The organism is Persicobacter sp. CCB-QB2 (assembly GCF_001274635.1).
GTDB lineage: Bacteria > Bacteroidota > Bacteroidia > Cytophagales > Cyclobacteriaceae > Persicobacter > Persicobacter diffluens.
In genome coordinates this window covers 792,853-806,813 of sequence record NZ_LBGV01000001.1, presented here as the reverse complement: position 1 = coordinate 806,813, position 13,961 = coordinate 792,853, and the positions used below count along the sequence as shown (strand labels likewise).

11 protein-coding genes are annotated in these 13,961 nt (G+C 41.0%); 3 read left to right on the top strand and 8 right to left on the bottom strand.

The window, feature by feature from the left end; translation table 11 throughout:
- Positions 1-3 precede the first annotated feature (3 nt).
- From NG22_RS03740 to lgt, 3 genes are all read right to left on the bottom strand, one after another.
- Positions 4-513 carry a hypothetical protein gene (locus NG22_RS03740; RefSeq protein ID WP_053404479.1) on the bottom strand — a complete coding sequence of 170 codons (510 nt, stop codon included), beginning with the start codon at positions 511-513 and terminating at the stop codon, positions 4-6.
- A gap of 25 nt (positions 514-538) precedes the next feature.
- Entirely contained in the window at positions 539-1,492 is a 954-nt protein-coding gene (locus NG22_RS03735) for an SDR family NAD(P)-dependent oxidoreductase (protein WP_053404478.1), read from the bottom strand.
- A 288-nt stretch (positions 1,493-1,780) separates the two neighbouring features.
- Positions 1,781-2,623 carry a prolipoprotein diacylglyceryl transferase gene (gene lgt, locus NG22_RS03730; RefSeq protein ID WP_053404477.1) on the bottom strand — a complete coding sequence of 281 codons (843 nt, stop codon included), beginning with the start codon at positions 2,621-2,623 and terminating at the stop codon, positions 1,781-1,783.
- Between the two features lie 381 nt (positions 2,624-3,004).
- On the opposite strand from lgt, the gene NG22_RS03725 reads away from it, so the two are divergent.
- The 3 genes from NG22_RS03725 to NG22_RS03710 all read left to right on the top strand — a co-directional run bounded on the left by NG22_RS03725 (position 3,005) and on the right by NG22_RS03710 (position 7,311).
- A complete protein-coding gene (locus NG22_RS03725; protein ID WP_053404476.1) occupies positions 3,005-4,102 on the top strand; it encodes an ISAs1 family transposase in 1,098 nt (365 codons plus the stop codon).
- 498 nt (positions 4,103-4,600) lie between these two features.
- Entirely contained in the window at positions 4,601-5,638 is a 1,038-nt protein-coding gene (locus NG22_RS03715) for an AAA family ATPase (RefSeq protein WP_053404474.1), read from the top strand.
- Entirely contained in the window at positions 5,635-7,311 is a 1,677-nt protein-coding gene (locus tag NG22_RS03710) for a hypothetical protein (RefSeq protein ID WP_053404473.1), read from the top strand. Before NG22_RS03715 ends, NG22_RS03710 begins: the two co-directional genes overlap by 4 nt.
- 302 nt (positions 7,312-7,613) lie before the next feature.
- On the opposite strand, the gene hslV is transcribed toward NG22_RS03710, so the two are convergent.
- The 5 genes from hslV to NG22_RS03680 all read right to left on the bottom strand — a co-directional run bounded on the left by hslV (position 7,614) and on the right by NG22_RS03680 (position 13,874).
- Complete coding sequence (gene hslV, locus NG22_RS03705; protein ID WP_053404472.1) at positions 7,614-8,162, bottom strand: ATP-dependent protease subunit HslV; 549 nt, start codon at positions 8,160-8,162, stop codon at positions 7,614-7,616.
- 118 nt (positions 8,163-8,280) lie between these two features.
- Positions 8,281-10,587 carry a Tex family protein gene (locus tag NG22_RS03700; RefSeq protein WP_053404471.1) on the bottom strand — a complete coding sequence of 769 codons (2,307 nt, stop codon included), beginning with the start codon at positions 10,585-10,587 and terminating at the stop codon, positions 8,281-8,283.
- Positions 10,588-11,457: 870 nt separating this feature from the next.
- Complete coding sequence (locus NG22_RS03690) at positions 11,458-12,555, bottom strand: ISAs1 family transposase (protein ID WP_053404469.1); 1,098 nt, start codon at positions 12,553-12,555, stop codon at positions 11,458-11,460.
- A gap of 114 nt (positions 12,556-12,669) precedes the next feature.
- Entirely contained in the window at positions 12,670-13,149 is a 480-nt protein-coding gene (locus NG22_RS03685) for a DinB family protein (protein ID WP_053404468.1), read from the bottom strand.
- A gap of 65 nt (positions 13,150-13,214) precedes the next feature.
- Positions 13,215-13,874, bottom strand: coding sequence for a hypothetical protein (locus NG22_RS03680; protein WP_053404467.1), 660 nt, complete (start codon positions 13,872-13,874; stop codon positions 13,215-13,217).
- Positions 13,875-13,961 lie beyond the last annotated feature (87 nt).

Sequence of the window (13,961 nt, the reverse complement as noted above, 5' to 3'; positions counted from 1 at the left end):
TGCTTATTTCAGTTCTTGTTCTACTTTAATCAATTCCTGCTGATAGTCGGCAATACGGGCATAAGCCAGTCCGTCGATCAGCAAAATAACCGACAACATCGCAATGGTGGAAATCATGCCTGCCCGCCAGCCGGGCGTATTCACCAAAAAGATGGCCAGACCACAAGCCATGATAATGAAGGGAATAGCCGTAAATACCACCGTCTTGTATTCTTTCAGCGTGCTTTCGGTGCGCGCCATTTCCGAAGCAACAAATGCAGAAACATCCTCATTGTAGGCGGTTTCAAATTGGGTGATCCGGCCTTTATTGGTGAAAAACAGACCAAATCCGACCGTCATTAAAAACGCTCCGGCCACCAATATCGGAATGATGTAGGCTTTGGCCAGATCGGTTTTACCAAACTGCCAGAAACCAAAGCTGCACATCACAAAGACCAGCCCGGCAATAATGAAGAAGGAAGTAGAAACCAGTTCGGCCTTGGCCCAATCTGTCGATATTTTGAGTAGATCCATTTTGAAATATTTTATAAGTCTCAATTTAAAAATTCCATTGAACTCCCGTTTCCTTTTCGGATAAATCCCATAATTTTTTGGCAACAGCTTTATCCTTTGCATGCGGAGCCAGATAATGCGCCCCCACTGGCCCCACCCAATTACTGCGTCCTGTAGGACCGTAAAAAGCCTTCTGATCCAGGTCTTCTTCCGTTGCACACATCAGCTCCGGATAGGCGCCATTTTCTGCCGGCTGCGTCAGGGGAGACAATTTCATCAGGCCGAAAATCATTTTCATCATAAAGCTCCCACTGGTACTGATCAAATTGGTTCGGGAAGAACCCGGATGACAGGCATAAGCTTTCACATTGGTTTTGCCAGCCTGCTCCAGTCGGTCCTGTAATTCATAGATCGACATAATTTGAGCAAGTTTACTCTGACTGTAGGCATCATTGGCGGTATAGTCCTTATCCCAATTCAGGTCATCGAACTTAATGGTTTTGATCCCCATATCATAACCCATGCTCCCCACCGTAACGATCCGGCCGTTCACCTTTTCGATCAGCGGAAGGAGTAGCGCCTGTAGGGTGAAATGGCCAAAATAGTTGACGCCCATCTGGCTTTCCCAGCCATCTTCTGTGATTTGCTGCTCCGGCACCTGAGCGATGGCACCGTTACACATCAAAGCATCAATGCCGGTTACCATTTCTAAAACTTCCTTGGCCGCATTTTTTACGGACGCCTGCACACCCAAATCCATTTGAACATTGGAGAGCTTGATCGCATCACCCAAAGTTTCCTTTAACAGAGCAATGGTATCGGCCGCTTTTTTGGGGTTACGGTTCAGCATCACCACGGTCGCGCCCTTGGACAGTAAAATGCGGCTAGCCTCATAGCCCGTCCCGCTGGTGGTGCCGGTGATCACAAAGGTTTTACCGGTTAGATCTTTGATTCGGTCCGGAGTCCAACCTTTTTTTCCAAATTGATTTGCAGTACTCATATCGCTTGTTTTATTGTTCGGTACAAATATCGGCATAAAGCAGGGCGGTAGACTTATACAGATTTTCGAAAGCTGTATACTTTTTGGGAAAGAGCTTTCGATCCTATCCACTTTGCCCAAAACACTCATTGACAGCGAATTGACTTATCGCTGTTGGAAACGAGATTTCTATCAACAGGAGAACAGGGCAAAAAAAAGGCAGCCCGAAGACTACCTTTCTATTCTGTTTCTATTGAAGGTATTGATTGCAGAACTCCAAATACCATCGCAGCTCTTCGGCCTGTGCGGTCAAGATAATTTCCATGTCATTTTTCCATTACCCAAACGGGCATACAGCACAAAGCCCAAACCAATGATAATGTAAGGGATACTCAACCACTGCCCCATATTCAATGCCATCCCCTCCTCAAAGGAAGACTGATTGACTTTAAAAAATTCCACCCCAAAGCGAAAGCAGAAAATCAGACTCAGCGTTAAGCCAAAATAAAAGCCACGCCCCAGCGCTATTCTTTTCGATCGATAGATGATGATCATCAGCACGAAAATAAGGAAATATGCCAGTGACTCATAGATTTGTGCAGGATGTCGGGGAATTTGATCGACGCGATCAAACACCACTCCATACCAACTGGATCCGGTTGCTTTTCCGATTATTTCGGAATTGAAGAAGTTAGAAATGCGGATAAAGCCTCCTCCCAAACCAGTGGTGATGGCAATAATATCCAAAATCTCCAGGAATTGGTGATGACATCGGCGGGCATAAAAAAACAAAGCCAGGATTAAGCCCAAAGCGCCTCCATGACTCGCCAGCCCTTGATAGCCGATGATTTCAAAGTCGCCGGAAGGGAACATCCTGATAGGTAATAATATTTCGATCAGGTGGTTGGAATAATAATCCCAATCATAAAAAAAGCAATGCGCCAGACGGGCACCGACAAAAATTCCGAGCACCCCGTATTGGGTCAGTACTTCTGAATTTTTGCGGGGAATGCCCTCCTGCTTAAAAATCCGTTCGATGACTTTGATGCAAAGGATTATTCCGGTGACAAAAAAGAGTCCGTAATAACGGATCGATAAGCCGAAGAGGTTGAAGATCTCCGGGTCGGGATTCCAATGAATGTAAGGAGCCATTTAAATGTAGGTTGTGCTATTGAAAGTAGGGCTTTAAAATAATGAAATACTGGAATCAATAGATTAGAACTGAATTAATAATGAATACCACAGAAAAGTAAGCAAAAAGCTAAACCTTTCATGGTAAACGATCCCCCTAAAATAAAAAGCGCCAACACCAATTTTCACGAAAGTGAGTAAGGAATATGGACTGTAGATAACGTATCTTGATAAAACTGTAAGATAGTGACCAATAAATCGGTATAATACCAATTAGAAAAAAAGTAACGATACCTACCTACTGTGTAAAAGGCGATAAAATCAAGAAAATTAGATAATCTTTAAATATAGGGCAAACGCATCAAGTTAAAAACTATTGAGAAATTGGTTTATTTTTGCCCTATGAATACACCCACGACTATTTTTTCAGGAGTAGAAGACCCTCGCCAAGAGTGGAGATGTCTTCATCCATTAGAAAATATCCTTTTTATCGCCTTAGCAACAATGATTTGTAATGGCGAAGATTTTGAAGATATGGTAATTTTCGGAGAGCAAAATTATGAATGGCTAGCCGAGTGCCTTGATTTATCGAATGGTATCCCATCTCATGATACCTTTAATCGAGTTCTACAAAGATTACGACCAGACTCATTGCTGAATAGTCTCAAAGAAGATGGGCAACAATTACTGGACGTTGTAAATGAAAAGCAGGTGATTTTAGATGGGAAAAAATTAAGGGGAGTTTCTCCAAATCAAAAAGGGAATAAAGGTTTATACATATTAAGTGCTTGGGTTGGTGAAAATAATATTTGCATAGGCCAACAAAAGGTTAAAAATAAAAGCAACGAAATTACAGCCATTCCTGAATTACTTGATAGCATAGAATTGGCCGGCGCTACGGTGAGTATTGATGCGATAGGGTGTCAAAGGGAGATTGCTCAAAAAATAACACAAGATTGTGATGCTCAATACTTTCTTTCGCTTAAAAAAAACCAGAGGAACAGTTATCAGATTGTTGAAGATGCATTCCGCTTCCACAATCCTAGCAAATTTGACTTGATGATTGAAGAAGGGCATGGAAGAAAAGAAGAACGTAAATGCACTATAATTTCAATGGCATCTTTGCCGGAAGAGGAGCAATTAACTGGTTGGGAAGGGCTAAAAACTATTGTTAAGATTGAGAGTAATCGAAATGTTAAAGGGAAGGAAAGTAAGCAGGTTAGATTCTACATGAGTTCTGAAGAAATTTCAGATCCAAAATACTACAATTTATTGGCAAGAGGACATTGGAGCATAGAGAATCAACTGCACTGGCATTTGGATGTGACATTTAATGAGGATGCTTGTAGAGCCAGAAAGGATCATTCCGCTGAAAACTTAAATATCCTCCGAAAAATCGCACTGCAGAGAATTTCTAGAATGGATGATAAACTCAGTAAGAAAAAGAGGAGATACAAGGCTTCAATGGATCATAACTACCTTATATCCATCATCTCCTGATGCGTTTGCCCTACTTTAAATATGGATAATAATGTGAATTCCAAAAAATATTAGTACTTTTCAATGAATGATCCAATACTCTTATGCCAGACAATTACTATGATACAGCAAGAAGATGTCACACTTCTTCCCATAAATTACATCAGCAGAATGAATTTCACAGTGCATGTTACCTAGGAGGCTATACAGCAGAATGTTATGCAAAAATAATCCTAACTAATAATGGATCTTCTACTGAAGAGTTAAGGCGCAATTTCGGACATAATATGGAAAGAATGGCCAACCGAATAAGCTACCTATTTGAGAGTTCTTCCTTAGTTAATGAAAATCTTATTAACATCGCAGAATCTATCCCAACTATACTTCGCGGGGAAAATAAATGGAATCCTGTTGCAATAAGGTATATAGCTCATTCCGAAGAATGGGATCAAGAAACCTCGAGCCAATACTTATCTGAAATCGACATTCTAATGGAGGCCTTAACACGAATGAAAACCAATGGGGAGATTTAATCAAACAAATCAAATGAATTTTTCATCTAATTTACAAGATCTACACCAAGCAATCAAAACAGTTGTTAGTGAAGAAAATGAAACATATATAATCCGAAAAGTAGATTCCAGATTCTCAGTATATATTTTCGGCCCTAAAAAAAATCACACTACGATTGAAGAACTCAAAAAGATTAGAGCAATCGATGAGGTTGATTTTTTAGACAAAAATAAAGATTCATTTATATGGAATGATTTACAAGCCGGAAAGAAAGAACTGGAGAAAGGAAAGAACATATTTTTCATTGAAAGACATTTAACTAAAAACAATTGGTTTGTCCAAAGAAGCGAAAAAGTATTAAACACACCCATAATAAGCTTTTATTCTTTCAAAGGAGGAGTTGGTAGAACAACTGCTATGGTAATGGCAGCGCACATCTTGGCTCAGCAGGGTAAAAAAGTTGCTCTTATAGATTTCGATCTAGAAGCGCCAGGTTTAGCAACCCTTTTTGCTTTACAAAAAGAAGAGGCAAAACGCGAAGAATACCTTTCTGTCAAAGGTTTTGTTGACTTCATAAATGATTATAATTTTTCAAAAAAAGATTTGGATCAACTCTCTTTGGACGATTATTACTTCAAACACCGATCACCCTCTATAAGAACAGGTGGAGAATTATTTATTTTTCCAGCAATATCGACAGGAAAGAATGATTCAGACCTATTCATTGATAAATTATCTAAAGTAAACCTAAATTACAACAAACATAATAGCTTTGGGGTTGATACTTATCTCAAATTAATTGAAAAAGAAATACAACCTGATGTTATTCTAATTGATTCACGAACAGGAATAAATGATATTGGTGGGTTGGTATTTAATCGTTATGCCCAAATGATTTTCCTTTTATTCTATGGGAATAGTCAAAATATGTTCGGACTAAGGAGTATAGTGCCTAAATTAAATGGTTTTAAAGAAAATGAAATCCCTTTTTACTTAATTAACTCTCCCGTCCCCAATCCCCAGCAGATGCTAAAGCTGAAATGAAGTATTATATCGAAGAAAGCTATGACGCTTTTTGTCAATATTATTATGACGTTAATTCAGTTCCAAGCATTGATGATGATACTGCTGATCACTTCCCCATTCATATACCCTATAATGAAATAGTAGCATTAATCAACGATGAGGATAAGATTAACAGAATTATTGAGGACGTAAATTCAGCATACTATAAAATAGCTGATCATATTTCATATTTTCTTCGCAAAAACTCTGGCAAAGAGCTAAAACTTTCTGAGGAAAATGAATTTAATGACAAGGTTTTAAATGCAATGACTAAATCCGTTACAAATGGAGCTGCTGAAAATGAATTTAATAGTGACGAAGACCTAAAAAACAGATTCTATCCCACCAAAAGTTATCGCTACATATTTGATAAAAATTCGTTCTTAGTGTTGGGAGAGAAAGGTAGTGGAAAAACTGCACTATTTACAGTCCTTAAGCACCAAAATTACACTAAAGCATTGGCCTCCTATTGTGATGCCGACAACAAAAATTTAAATGATTTAGATTGGAAAGTGGGTTATGAGAGTGAAACCAATTTTACAAAACCATTTTTTAAAATAATTGCAGGACAGGACTTAGATGTAATAAGGGCTTTCTGGATCGCGTTACTTTTAAAAAACGAATTAACCAAAGAAATAATTACCCAAAAATTCTCCCATAAAGAGTTTTTATCGAAATTAATTGACTCTAAACAATCTGAATGGTTAGGCTTTTTCGATAATCCCATAAATCTACTGTTTTTGGAAGAAAGCATAATTGAATATGATCAACTTCTAAGTGAAAAGGGAACAATTTGCATTTTTGTTTATGACTACCTTGACCAAATTCATGAGGAGGAAAGCGTCAGAGGAAAAATAATTAGTGGATTGATTTCCTTTTACTTTCAGAATATTAAAATTTATAAAAATATAAAAGCAAAAATTTTTCTAAGGCAAGATATATTTGACAGAGAGGTAAATGATATTACTGACAAAGTAAAACTTGATAACTATACCAATAAGTTAAGTTGGAACTTTGATGAGCTTTTAAATATTTTATGGAAACGAATGTACCACGCAGATCCTCATTTAAAAAACACGCTTTTTTATGATGTTAGTACTGAATTTGGAGAAATAAAAGAACTTGGAGCAGTTCCAAACTTAAATCATGAAAATCATCAAAAAATACTAACCAAGATTTTTGGTGAGCGAATGGGTGGAAATAATAAATCATACCCATCAAATTGGATAAAAAATCACATTCAGGACACCAATGAACACATTCATCCCAGAACATTACTTTGGTTAATTGAATCATCTGCAGCTTTACAGAAAAAGGATCGAAAAAAATTGGATGACAGAATAATTAGATCCAAAAATGCTGAAGATGCTCTCATTGAAGTATCAAGGAAAAGAGTTCAAGAATTGAAAGAAGAATATCCTCAACTCGATGTTATATTTAATTTATTTGATGGTAAGAGTGAACGATCTCCAATGGAAAAAGAAGTTTTAAAAAAACATATCAAAAAAGCTGGAATCCCAAATGTGGATGATTTCGTTTCGAAGATGGAAGAAATTGGAATAATAAGAGAATATTTCAGAGAAAAAAACAAATACCAATTTCCGGATATTTATCTCTCAGGACTTGGCTTGGTTAGAAAAGGAGCAAGATAAAAGATGGATGGCCGTATTTAAAAATGATTCACAAAAAATTTAAGTCAAATCAAGTAACAAAAAGTTTTTCACTGCCCCCCGGCCGAGGGATGAAGGCATTGTTGGAGCTCATTTTGGTCAGCGACACCTTAGGCGGTTTTGTTTGGGATGGGGCACCAAAATAGCGACTGCCGCCAGCCCGGTGCTGAGCTTGTGAGGCACGGCCCCAAAAAAAGAAAGCCTCCTTTTACCAAAACATAAGGCATGAAAAAAGGACAAGCCCCCTGAAGAACTTGTCCTTTTTGAAATTGGTGAGCAGCGACTTATTCCGCTACTGTTTCTACAATCAAATTATGGTTGGTGTAGATACAAATGTCGGCAGCGATATGCAGCGACTCTTCTACCATTTCCTTGGCGGTCAGGTTCGGTGCATGCTTTTTCAGTGCCAATGCGGCAGATTGTGCATACATGGAACCGGAACCGATGGTAGCTACCCCATTGTCCGGCTCTAAAACGTCCCCGGTACCGGAGATCACCAAAACTTCTTCTTTGTTGGCCACGATCATCATGGCTTCCAGACGACGCAGGTAACGATCCATTCGCCAGTCTTTGGCCAATTCGATAGCGGCGCGTTTCATATTGCCCCCGTAGGTGCCCAACTTCTCATCGAAGCGCTCCATCAGGGTGAAGGCATCGGCCGTAGATCCTGCAAAACCCAAAACGATTTTACCATCCGCCAGCTTACGGATTTTACGCACATTACTTTTTGCGACGGTATTGCCCATAGTAGCCTGACCGTCGGCCCCAATAGCGACCTGACCATTATGAACAATGGCACAGACGGTAGTGGATTTTATTTTTGGATGACTCATATTGCTTGATAAAAATTAAAAATCACAGGCCGAAGCATAGAGCATGTTTAAAAGCACGCTCTCAGCCTGCGATTGAATACGCATTCCCCCGCCAAATGTTGATGCGGGGGCTTAAATCTTATTTAAATTTTCCTTTGAGCATGGCCAGCTTCGCCTGCAAATCCCCATCAGCCTGAGCCTCCTCACGCTGTGGTCGGCGATTGCCGCGACGGTCATTGCTCTGCTGGCGTCCGCGATTTTCCTGCTGACGATTTCTGCCGGACTTCTGTCCGCGGGCAGGCTTGTCGGTATTGAACGGATCGGCCTTCATGGACAAGCTGATGCGCTTGCGTGGGATATCCACTTCCATCACAGTAACCTCTACCTTCTGCGCTACCTTCACTACTTTAGCAGGATCGTCCACGAACTGATCCGACAAATGGCTCACGTGTACCAAACCATCCTGATGCACTCCGACATCCACGAAAGCACCAAAAGCGGTGATATTGGTCACGATGCCCGGCAACTTCATGCCCATCTTCAGGTGCTCGATCTCCGAGATACCATCGGCAAACTGGAATACTTCGAACTTCTCACGAGGATCACGGCCCGGCTTGTCCAGCTCTTTCATGATATCTTCCAAAGTCGGCATCCCCACTTCTTCGGATACATATTTTTTCAAATCAATACGCTGACGGCTTTCCGCATCCGACATCAACTGATCCACAGAAACGCCCAAATCCTTGGCCATTTGCTGTACCAATTTGTAACGCTCCGGGTGTACTGCCGAACGGTCCAATGGGTTTTTGGCATCACGCACACGAAGGAAACCTGCGGCCTGTTCGAAAGCTTTTGGCCCCAAACGTGGTACGTTTTTCAAGTCCGCACGGGAAGAAAATGCCCCATGCTCATTACGGTATTGGATAATATTCTCGGCCAGGGATGGACCCAAACCGGAAACGTAGGTCAATAATTCTTTGGAAGCGGTATTCAGCTCCACTCCTACGGCATTCACACAGGAAGATACGGTATCGTCCAGGCCTTTTTTCAACTGGAACTGATCCACATCGTGCTGATATTGCCCGACACCGATAGATTTCGGATCGATCTTTACCAATTCAGCCAAAGGATCCATCAATCGACGGCCAATAGATACTGCTCCACGAACGGTGATATCATGATCCGGGAATTCCTTACGAGCCACTTCGGAAGCGGAATAAACGGAGGCACCGCTCTCATTCACAACCACGACGGTGGTGTTTGGAATTTTCAGGTCACGCACCAGGGTTTCCGTCTCGCGGGAGGCTGTTCCGTTACCAATCGCAATGGCTTCCACATTGTACTTCTCGCACCAAGCCAACAATACGGCTTCAGCCTCCTGCTTTTTGAATGCGCCATTGGTCGGGTAAATCACGGTATGATCTTCCAACTTGCCTTGTGCATCCAGCACCACGACTTTACAACCGGTGCGGTATCCCGGGTCAATCCCCATCACTCGCTTCTGCCCCATAGGGGAAGCCATTAGCAGTTGGGCCAAATTCTCACGGAATACACGAATCGCTTCTTCATCCGCGCGTTGCTTGGTGGTGGTACGTACCTCCGTCTCCATCGATGGTTTCATCAATCGACGGTAGCTATCGCGCACGGCCAAAGTGACCTGCTCACCTACAGCATCCTGACGCGTAACGAAACGATTTTCAAGACTATAAAGGGCATCGCCTTCTTCCGGAGAAGATTCCAGGGTGATGATCAATTCCTTCTCTGCGCGGCGCATGGCCAACACGCGGTGAGAAGGCGCAGACTTGATGTCTTCATCCCACTCGAAATAATCTTTATACTTCTCTCCTTCCTGCTCCTTACCGGTGATCACACGCGCCACAAAGCGGCCTTCTTTTTCAAAAAGCTCACGCATGTCAGCACGGGCATCGGCATCTTCATTCACCCACTCAGCGATAATGTCACGTGCACCGGCCAAAGCCTGCTCCACATCTTCCACCTCTTTTTCGCCATCAATAAAGGAGGCGGCAAACTCTTCCAAAGTGAACTGCTCCTCAGAGAAAATTTTCTCTGCCAGTGGCTCCAGCCCTTTCTCACGCGCGATAGTCGCACGGGTACGACGCTTCGGCTTATAAGGCAGGTAAATATCTTCCAACTGACTCATGGTTTCGGCCGCCATAACTGCCGCTTCCAATTCGTCCGTCAATTTTTCTTGTTCTTTCAATGATTTCAAGATCGCCTCGCGACGCTTATCCAGCTCGCGCAATTGTTCCATGCGATCACGAATCGCCGCAATGGCCACCTCATCCAATGTACCGGTCTGTTCCTTTCTGTATCGGGCGATAAACGGAACCGTCGCCCCCTCATCCAACAACTCTGCCGTATTGGCTACCTGAGTTTGGCTAATCGCCAATTCCTCAGCGATTTTCAGGAAATATTTTCTTGACATGGTTAATCTTTAGTATTCAGTAGCCACAAAAATAACCAAAAGGTCGGTTTGGCAAAATTTGAGGGGAGGTTTTGGGGGAAGTTGGGGGTTAGGGTGCTCGGCATTTTTGGTCGTACAGGTGGTGGGAATAGGACAACCTTGGTCAAAGTGCGACGCTTCGACCAGGGGGACGCCTTGACTGGGAAGGAGACAACTTAGATAAATCAAATTCTTCCAAGCAGGACTTCCGTTGAGAGGAAAATATCTGAAAACTAATATTTTTAATCAAAGTAAAACCCCTAACCCGAAGGGATTAAATTGAATAGCGATGGGTGAAAACCCATCGGCAAAATAACCAACAACTCCCGAACCCTGAAGGGGTTCAATGAAAATCTACATCAATCATTGGGAGGATTTAGGGGGATAATGTTTAAGCCTTTCAGGCTTAATGTTGGGCGAGAGAATGCTATTCGATGGGTTAGCACCCATCGCTATTTAGTGTCACCCCTTTGGGGTGAGGCTGTAACACCCAAGATCAAAGAGTATTATAGCCTTTTTTCCTTATTATCTCCGATTTATCAATATTATCAGCCGGAAACTTAATAAGGATACTATCTCCCTCTTGGAAAGGTAGCATATGGACCTTAGATAATTTATTCCATTTATACTCGCCCTGATGAAGGTCCCCTTTGAATTTAAAGCGGTAATGCACTAAAACTTTAAAATATCCATGCCCCCAGTGCATCGGCTTAGTATTATAGACATAAGCATACCGATATTCATACTTCCCCCTTTCCTCTTGCGTAGAGCAAGAAACTAAAAAACAGATTAATATAAGTACAATAAATTTATGCATATGCCTCATACCCCTTGTAGAATAGGGCAAACGCATCAGGAGATGATGGATATAAGGTAGTTATGATCCATTGAAGCCTTGTATCTCCTCTTTTTCTTACTGAGTTTATCATCCATTCTAGAAATTCTCTGCAGTGCGATTTTTCGGAGGATATTTAAGTTTTCAGCGGAATGATCCTTTCTGGCTCTACAAGCATCCTCATTAAATGTCACATCCAAATGCCAGTGCAGTTGATTCTCTATGCTCCAATGTCCTCTTGCCAATAAATTGTAGTATTTTGGATCTGAAATTTCTTCAGAACTCATGTAGAATCTAACCTGCTTACTTTCCTTCCCTTTAACATTTCGATTACTCTCAATCTTAACAATATTTTTTAGCCCTTCCCAACCAGTTAATTGCTCCTCTTCCGGCAAAGATGCCATTGAAATTATAGTGCATTTACGTTCTTCTTTTCTTCCATGCCCTTCTTCAATCATTAAGTCAAATTTGCTAGGATTGTGGAAGCGGAATGCATCTTCAACAATCTGATAACTGTTCCTCTGGTTTTTTTTAAGCGAAAGAAAGTATTGAGCATCACAATCTTGTGTTATTTTTTGAGCAATCTCCCTTTGACACCCTATCGCATCAATACTCACCGTAGCGCCGGCCAATTCTATGCTATCAAGTAATTCAGGAATGGCTGTAATTTCGTTGCTTTTATTTTTAACCTTTTGTTGGCCTATGCAAATATTATTTTCACCAACCCAAGCACTTAATATGTATAAACCTTTATTCCCTTTTTGATTTGGAGAAACTCCCCTTAATTTTTTCCCATCTAAAATCACCTGCTTTTCATTTACAACGTCCAGTAATTGTTGCCCATCTTCTTTGAGACTATTCAGCAATGAGTCTGGTCGTAATCTTTGTAGAACTCGATTAAAGGTATCATGAGATGGGATACCATTCGATAAATCAAGGCACTCGGCTAGCCATTCATAATTTTGCTCTCCGAAAATTACCATATCTTCAAAATCTTCGCCATTACAAATCATTGTTGCTAAGGCGATAAAAAGGATATTTTCTAATGGATAAAGACATCTCCACTCTTGGCGAGGGTCTTCTACTCCTGAAAAAATAGTCGTGGGTGTATTCATAGGGCAAAAATAAACCAATTTCTCAATAGTTTTTAACTTGATGCGTTTGCCCTACCTTGTAGAATGATTAATTTAGTCTTTTGCCTCATTTATTAGTATTGGTGTTTCTCGAAATTATGAAGCGCTTCTACTCCCCATCAACTTCCTGATCAACACCACCTGCCCCAGATGATAATACACATGCTCGATCATCACATTGATATTCCTTTCCCAAGTGCCGTATTTTTCCTCCACAAAGGGAGCAGACAATTGTGCTACGGGCATTTGTTCGACCAGGCTGATAAAGCGATCTGCCTCTTGAAGGAAATCATTTCTCAACTGTTGCCAATCTTCTTCCTCCTCTACGCCCATATAATCGAAACTGTATTGATCATGGATTTTCAGTGGGCCACCGCCCAATACATCACCCACACCTTTGAGATAATAATGGATATGAAAAGTAAGGTCAGCGATGGTATTCAATTCGGCCACTTTATGGGTAGCCTGCTGCCAGCTTAACTTTTCAATTTGCGCTTTGAAATTCATACCCGTCACCCACTCCCCTTCTGTGAGCACCTCTTTTAACCGACTGGCTAATGTCGCTTTCGTTTCCATGGCATAATGATTTTTGACATTATTGGATAAAACATCAACCCCTCATTCCTTCTTCTTTATTGAAACTAATTCAAAGCCTGCTTTTGATACCAGTTTTCTGATTGATTTAAACCAATAATATGTAAAGTATCTTCCTTCAAAATATGAATCATATCATTTCTTAATATCGTAAATCCGGCATCAAATAATGCCGCTTTGGACATGGCATGCAGAGAATCCAAAAGTTGTTGATTAAGCTCTCCCAAAAAATGATAGGGTGCACCGGAATGTGGCTGAGGATTTGGGGTTAAGGTTTTTGAAGCTTTAAAGTACATTCTCCTTTTCATCTCCCCTTTGCTGTCCATCAACTTGGTGATCACCAAAGAAGAATCTGTCAGATTTTCTATGATAAAATCTCCTCCAAAATTCATGGCGACTTCATCTTCCCGGTTCAGTTGATGTTTAACGACTTCGTCATCCAAAACCCATGAACCATAGACACCATTAAAAAATAATCGACCATCCGGATAATAACAAAGGGATTGATTTTTGGACGAAATATGATGCTTCTCCCCATAAATCATTTCATTTTCATACAGTCTCCAAAAAGAAGCGGTCAGTGGGTGAATCGTCTCATGGGCAGGGGTTTCGTACTGGCCTTGTGCTGACTCAGGATGCTGCTTTTGTGCTTGCTTACAGGAAATGAAAAAAATTAAACCAAGTAGGAAAATAGAATGGCGTCTCATTGAATACAAATTTAGTCAGCACTAAATAAACCCTTTTATTGAAATCAATCTATATTATTCGATATAATTTCCCCATACCCATTCAAG

Bases quoted from the DNA above. Each gene is read 5' to 3' on its own strand.
- NG22_RS03740 (WP_053404479.1), bottom strand. From the start codon at position 513: ATGGATCTACTCAAAATATCGACAGATTGGGCCAAGGCCGAACTGGTT.
- NG22_RS03735 (WP_053404478.1), bottom strand. From the start codon at position 1,492: ATGAGTACTGCAAATCAATTTGGAAAAAAAGGTTGGACTCCGGACCGA.
- lgt (WP_053404477.1), bottom strand. From the start codon at position 2,623: ATGGCTCCTTACATTCATTGGAATCCCGACCCGGAGATCTTCAACCTC.
- NG22_RS03725 (WP_053404476.1), top strand. From the start codon at position 3,005: ATGAATACACCCACGACTATTTTTTCAGGAGTAGAAGACCCTCGCCAA.
- NG22_RS03715 (WP_053404474.1), top strand. From the start codon at position 4,601: ATGGGGAGATTTAATCAAACAAATCAAATGAATTTTTCATCTAATTTA.
- NG22_RS03710 (WP_053404473.1), top strand. From the start codon at position 5,635: ATGAAGTATTATATCGAAGAAAGCTATGACGCTTTTTGTCAATATTAT.
- hslV (WP_053404472.1), bottom strand. From the start codon at position 8,162: ATGAGTCATCCAAAAATAAAATCCACTACCGTCTGTGCCATTGTTCAT.
- NG22_RS03700 (WP_053404471.1), bottom strand. From the start codon at position 10,587: ATGTCAAGAAAATATTTCCTGAAAATCGCTGAGGAATTGGCGATTAGC.
- NG22_RS03690 (WP_053404469.1), bottom strand. From the start codon at position 12,555: ATGAATACACCCACGACTATTTTTTCAGGAGTAGAAGACCCTCGCCAA.
- NG22_RS03685 (WP_053404468.1), bottom strand. From the start codon at position 13,149: ATGGAAACGAAAGCGACATTAGCCAGTCGGTTAAAAGAGGTGCTCACA.
- NG22_RS03680 (WP_053404467.1), bottom strand. From the start codon at position 13,874: ATGAGACGCCATTCTATTTTCCTACTTGGTTTAATTTTTTTCATTTCC.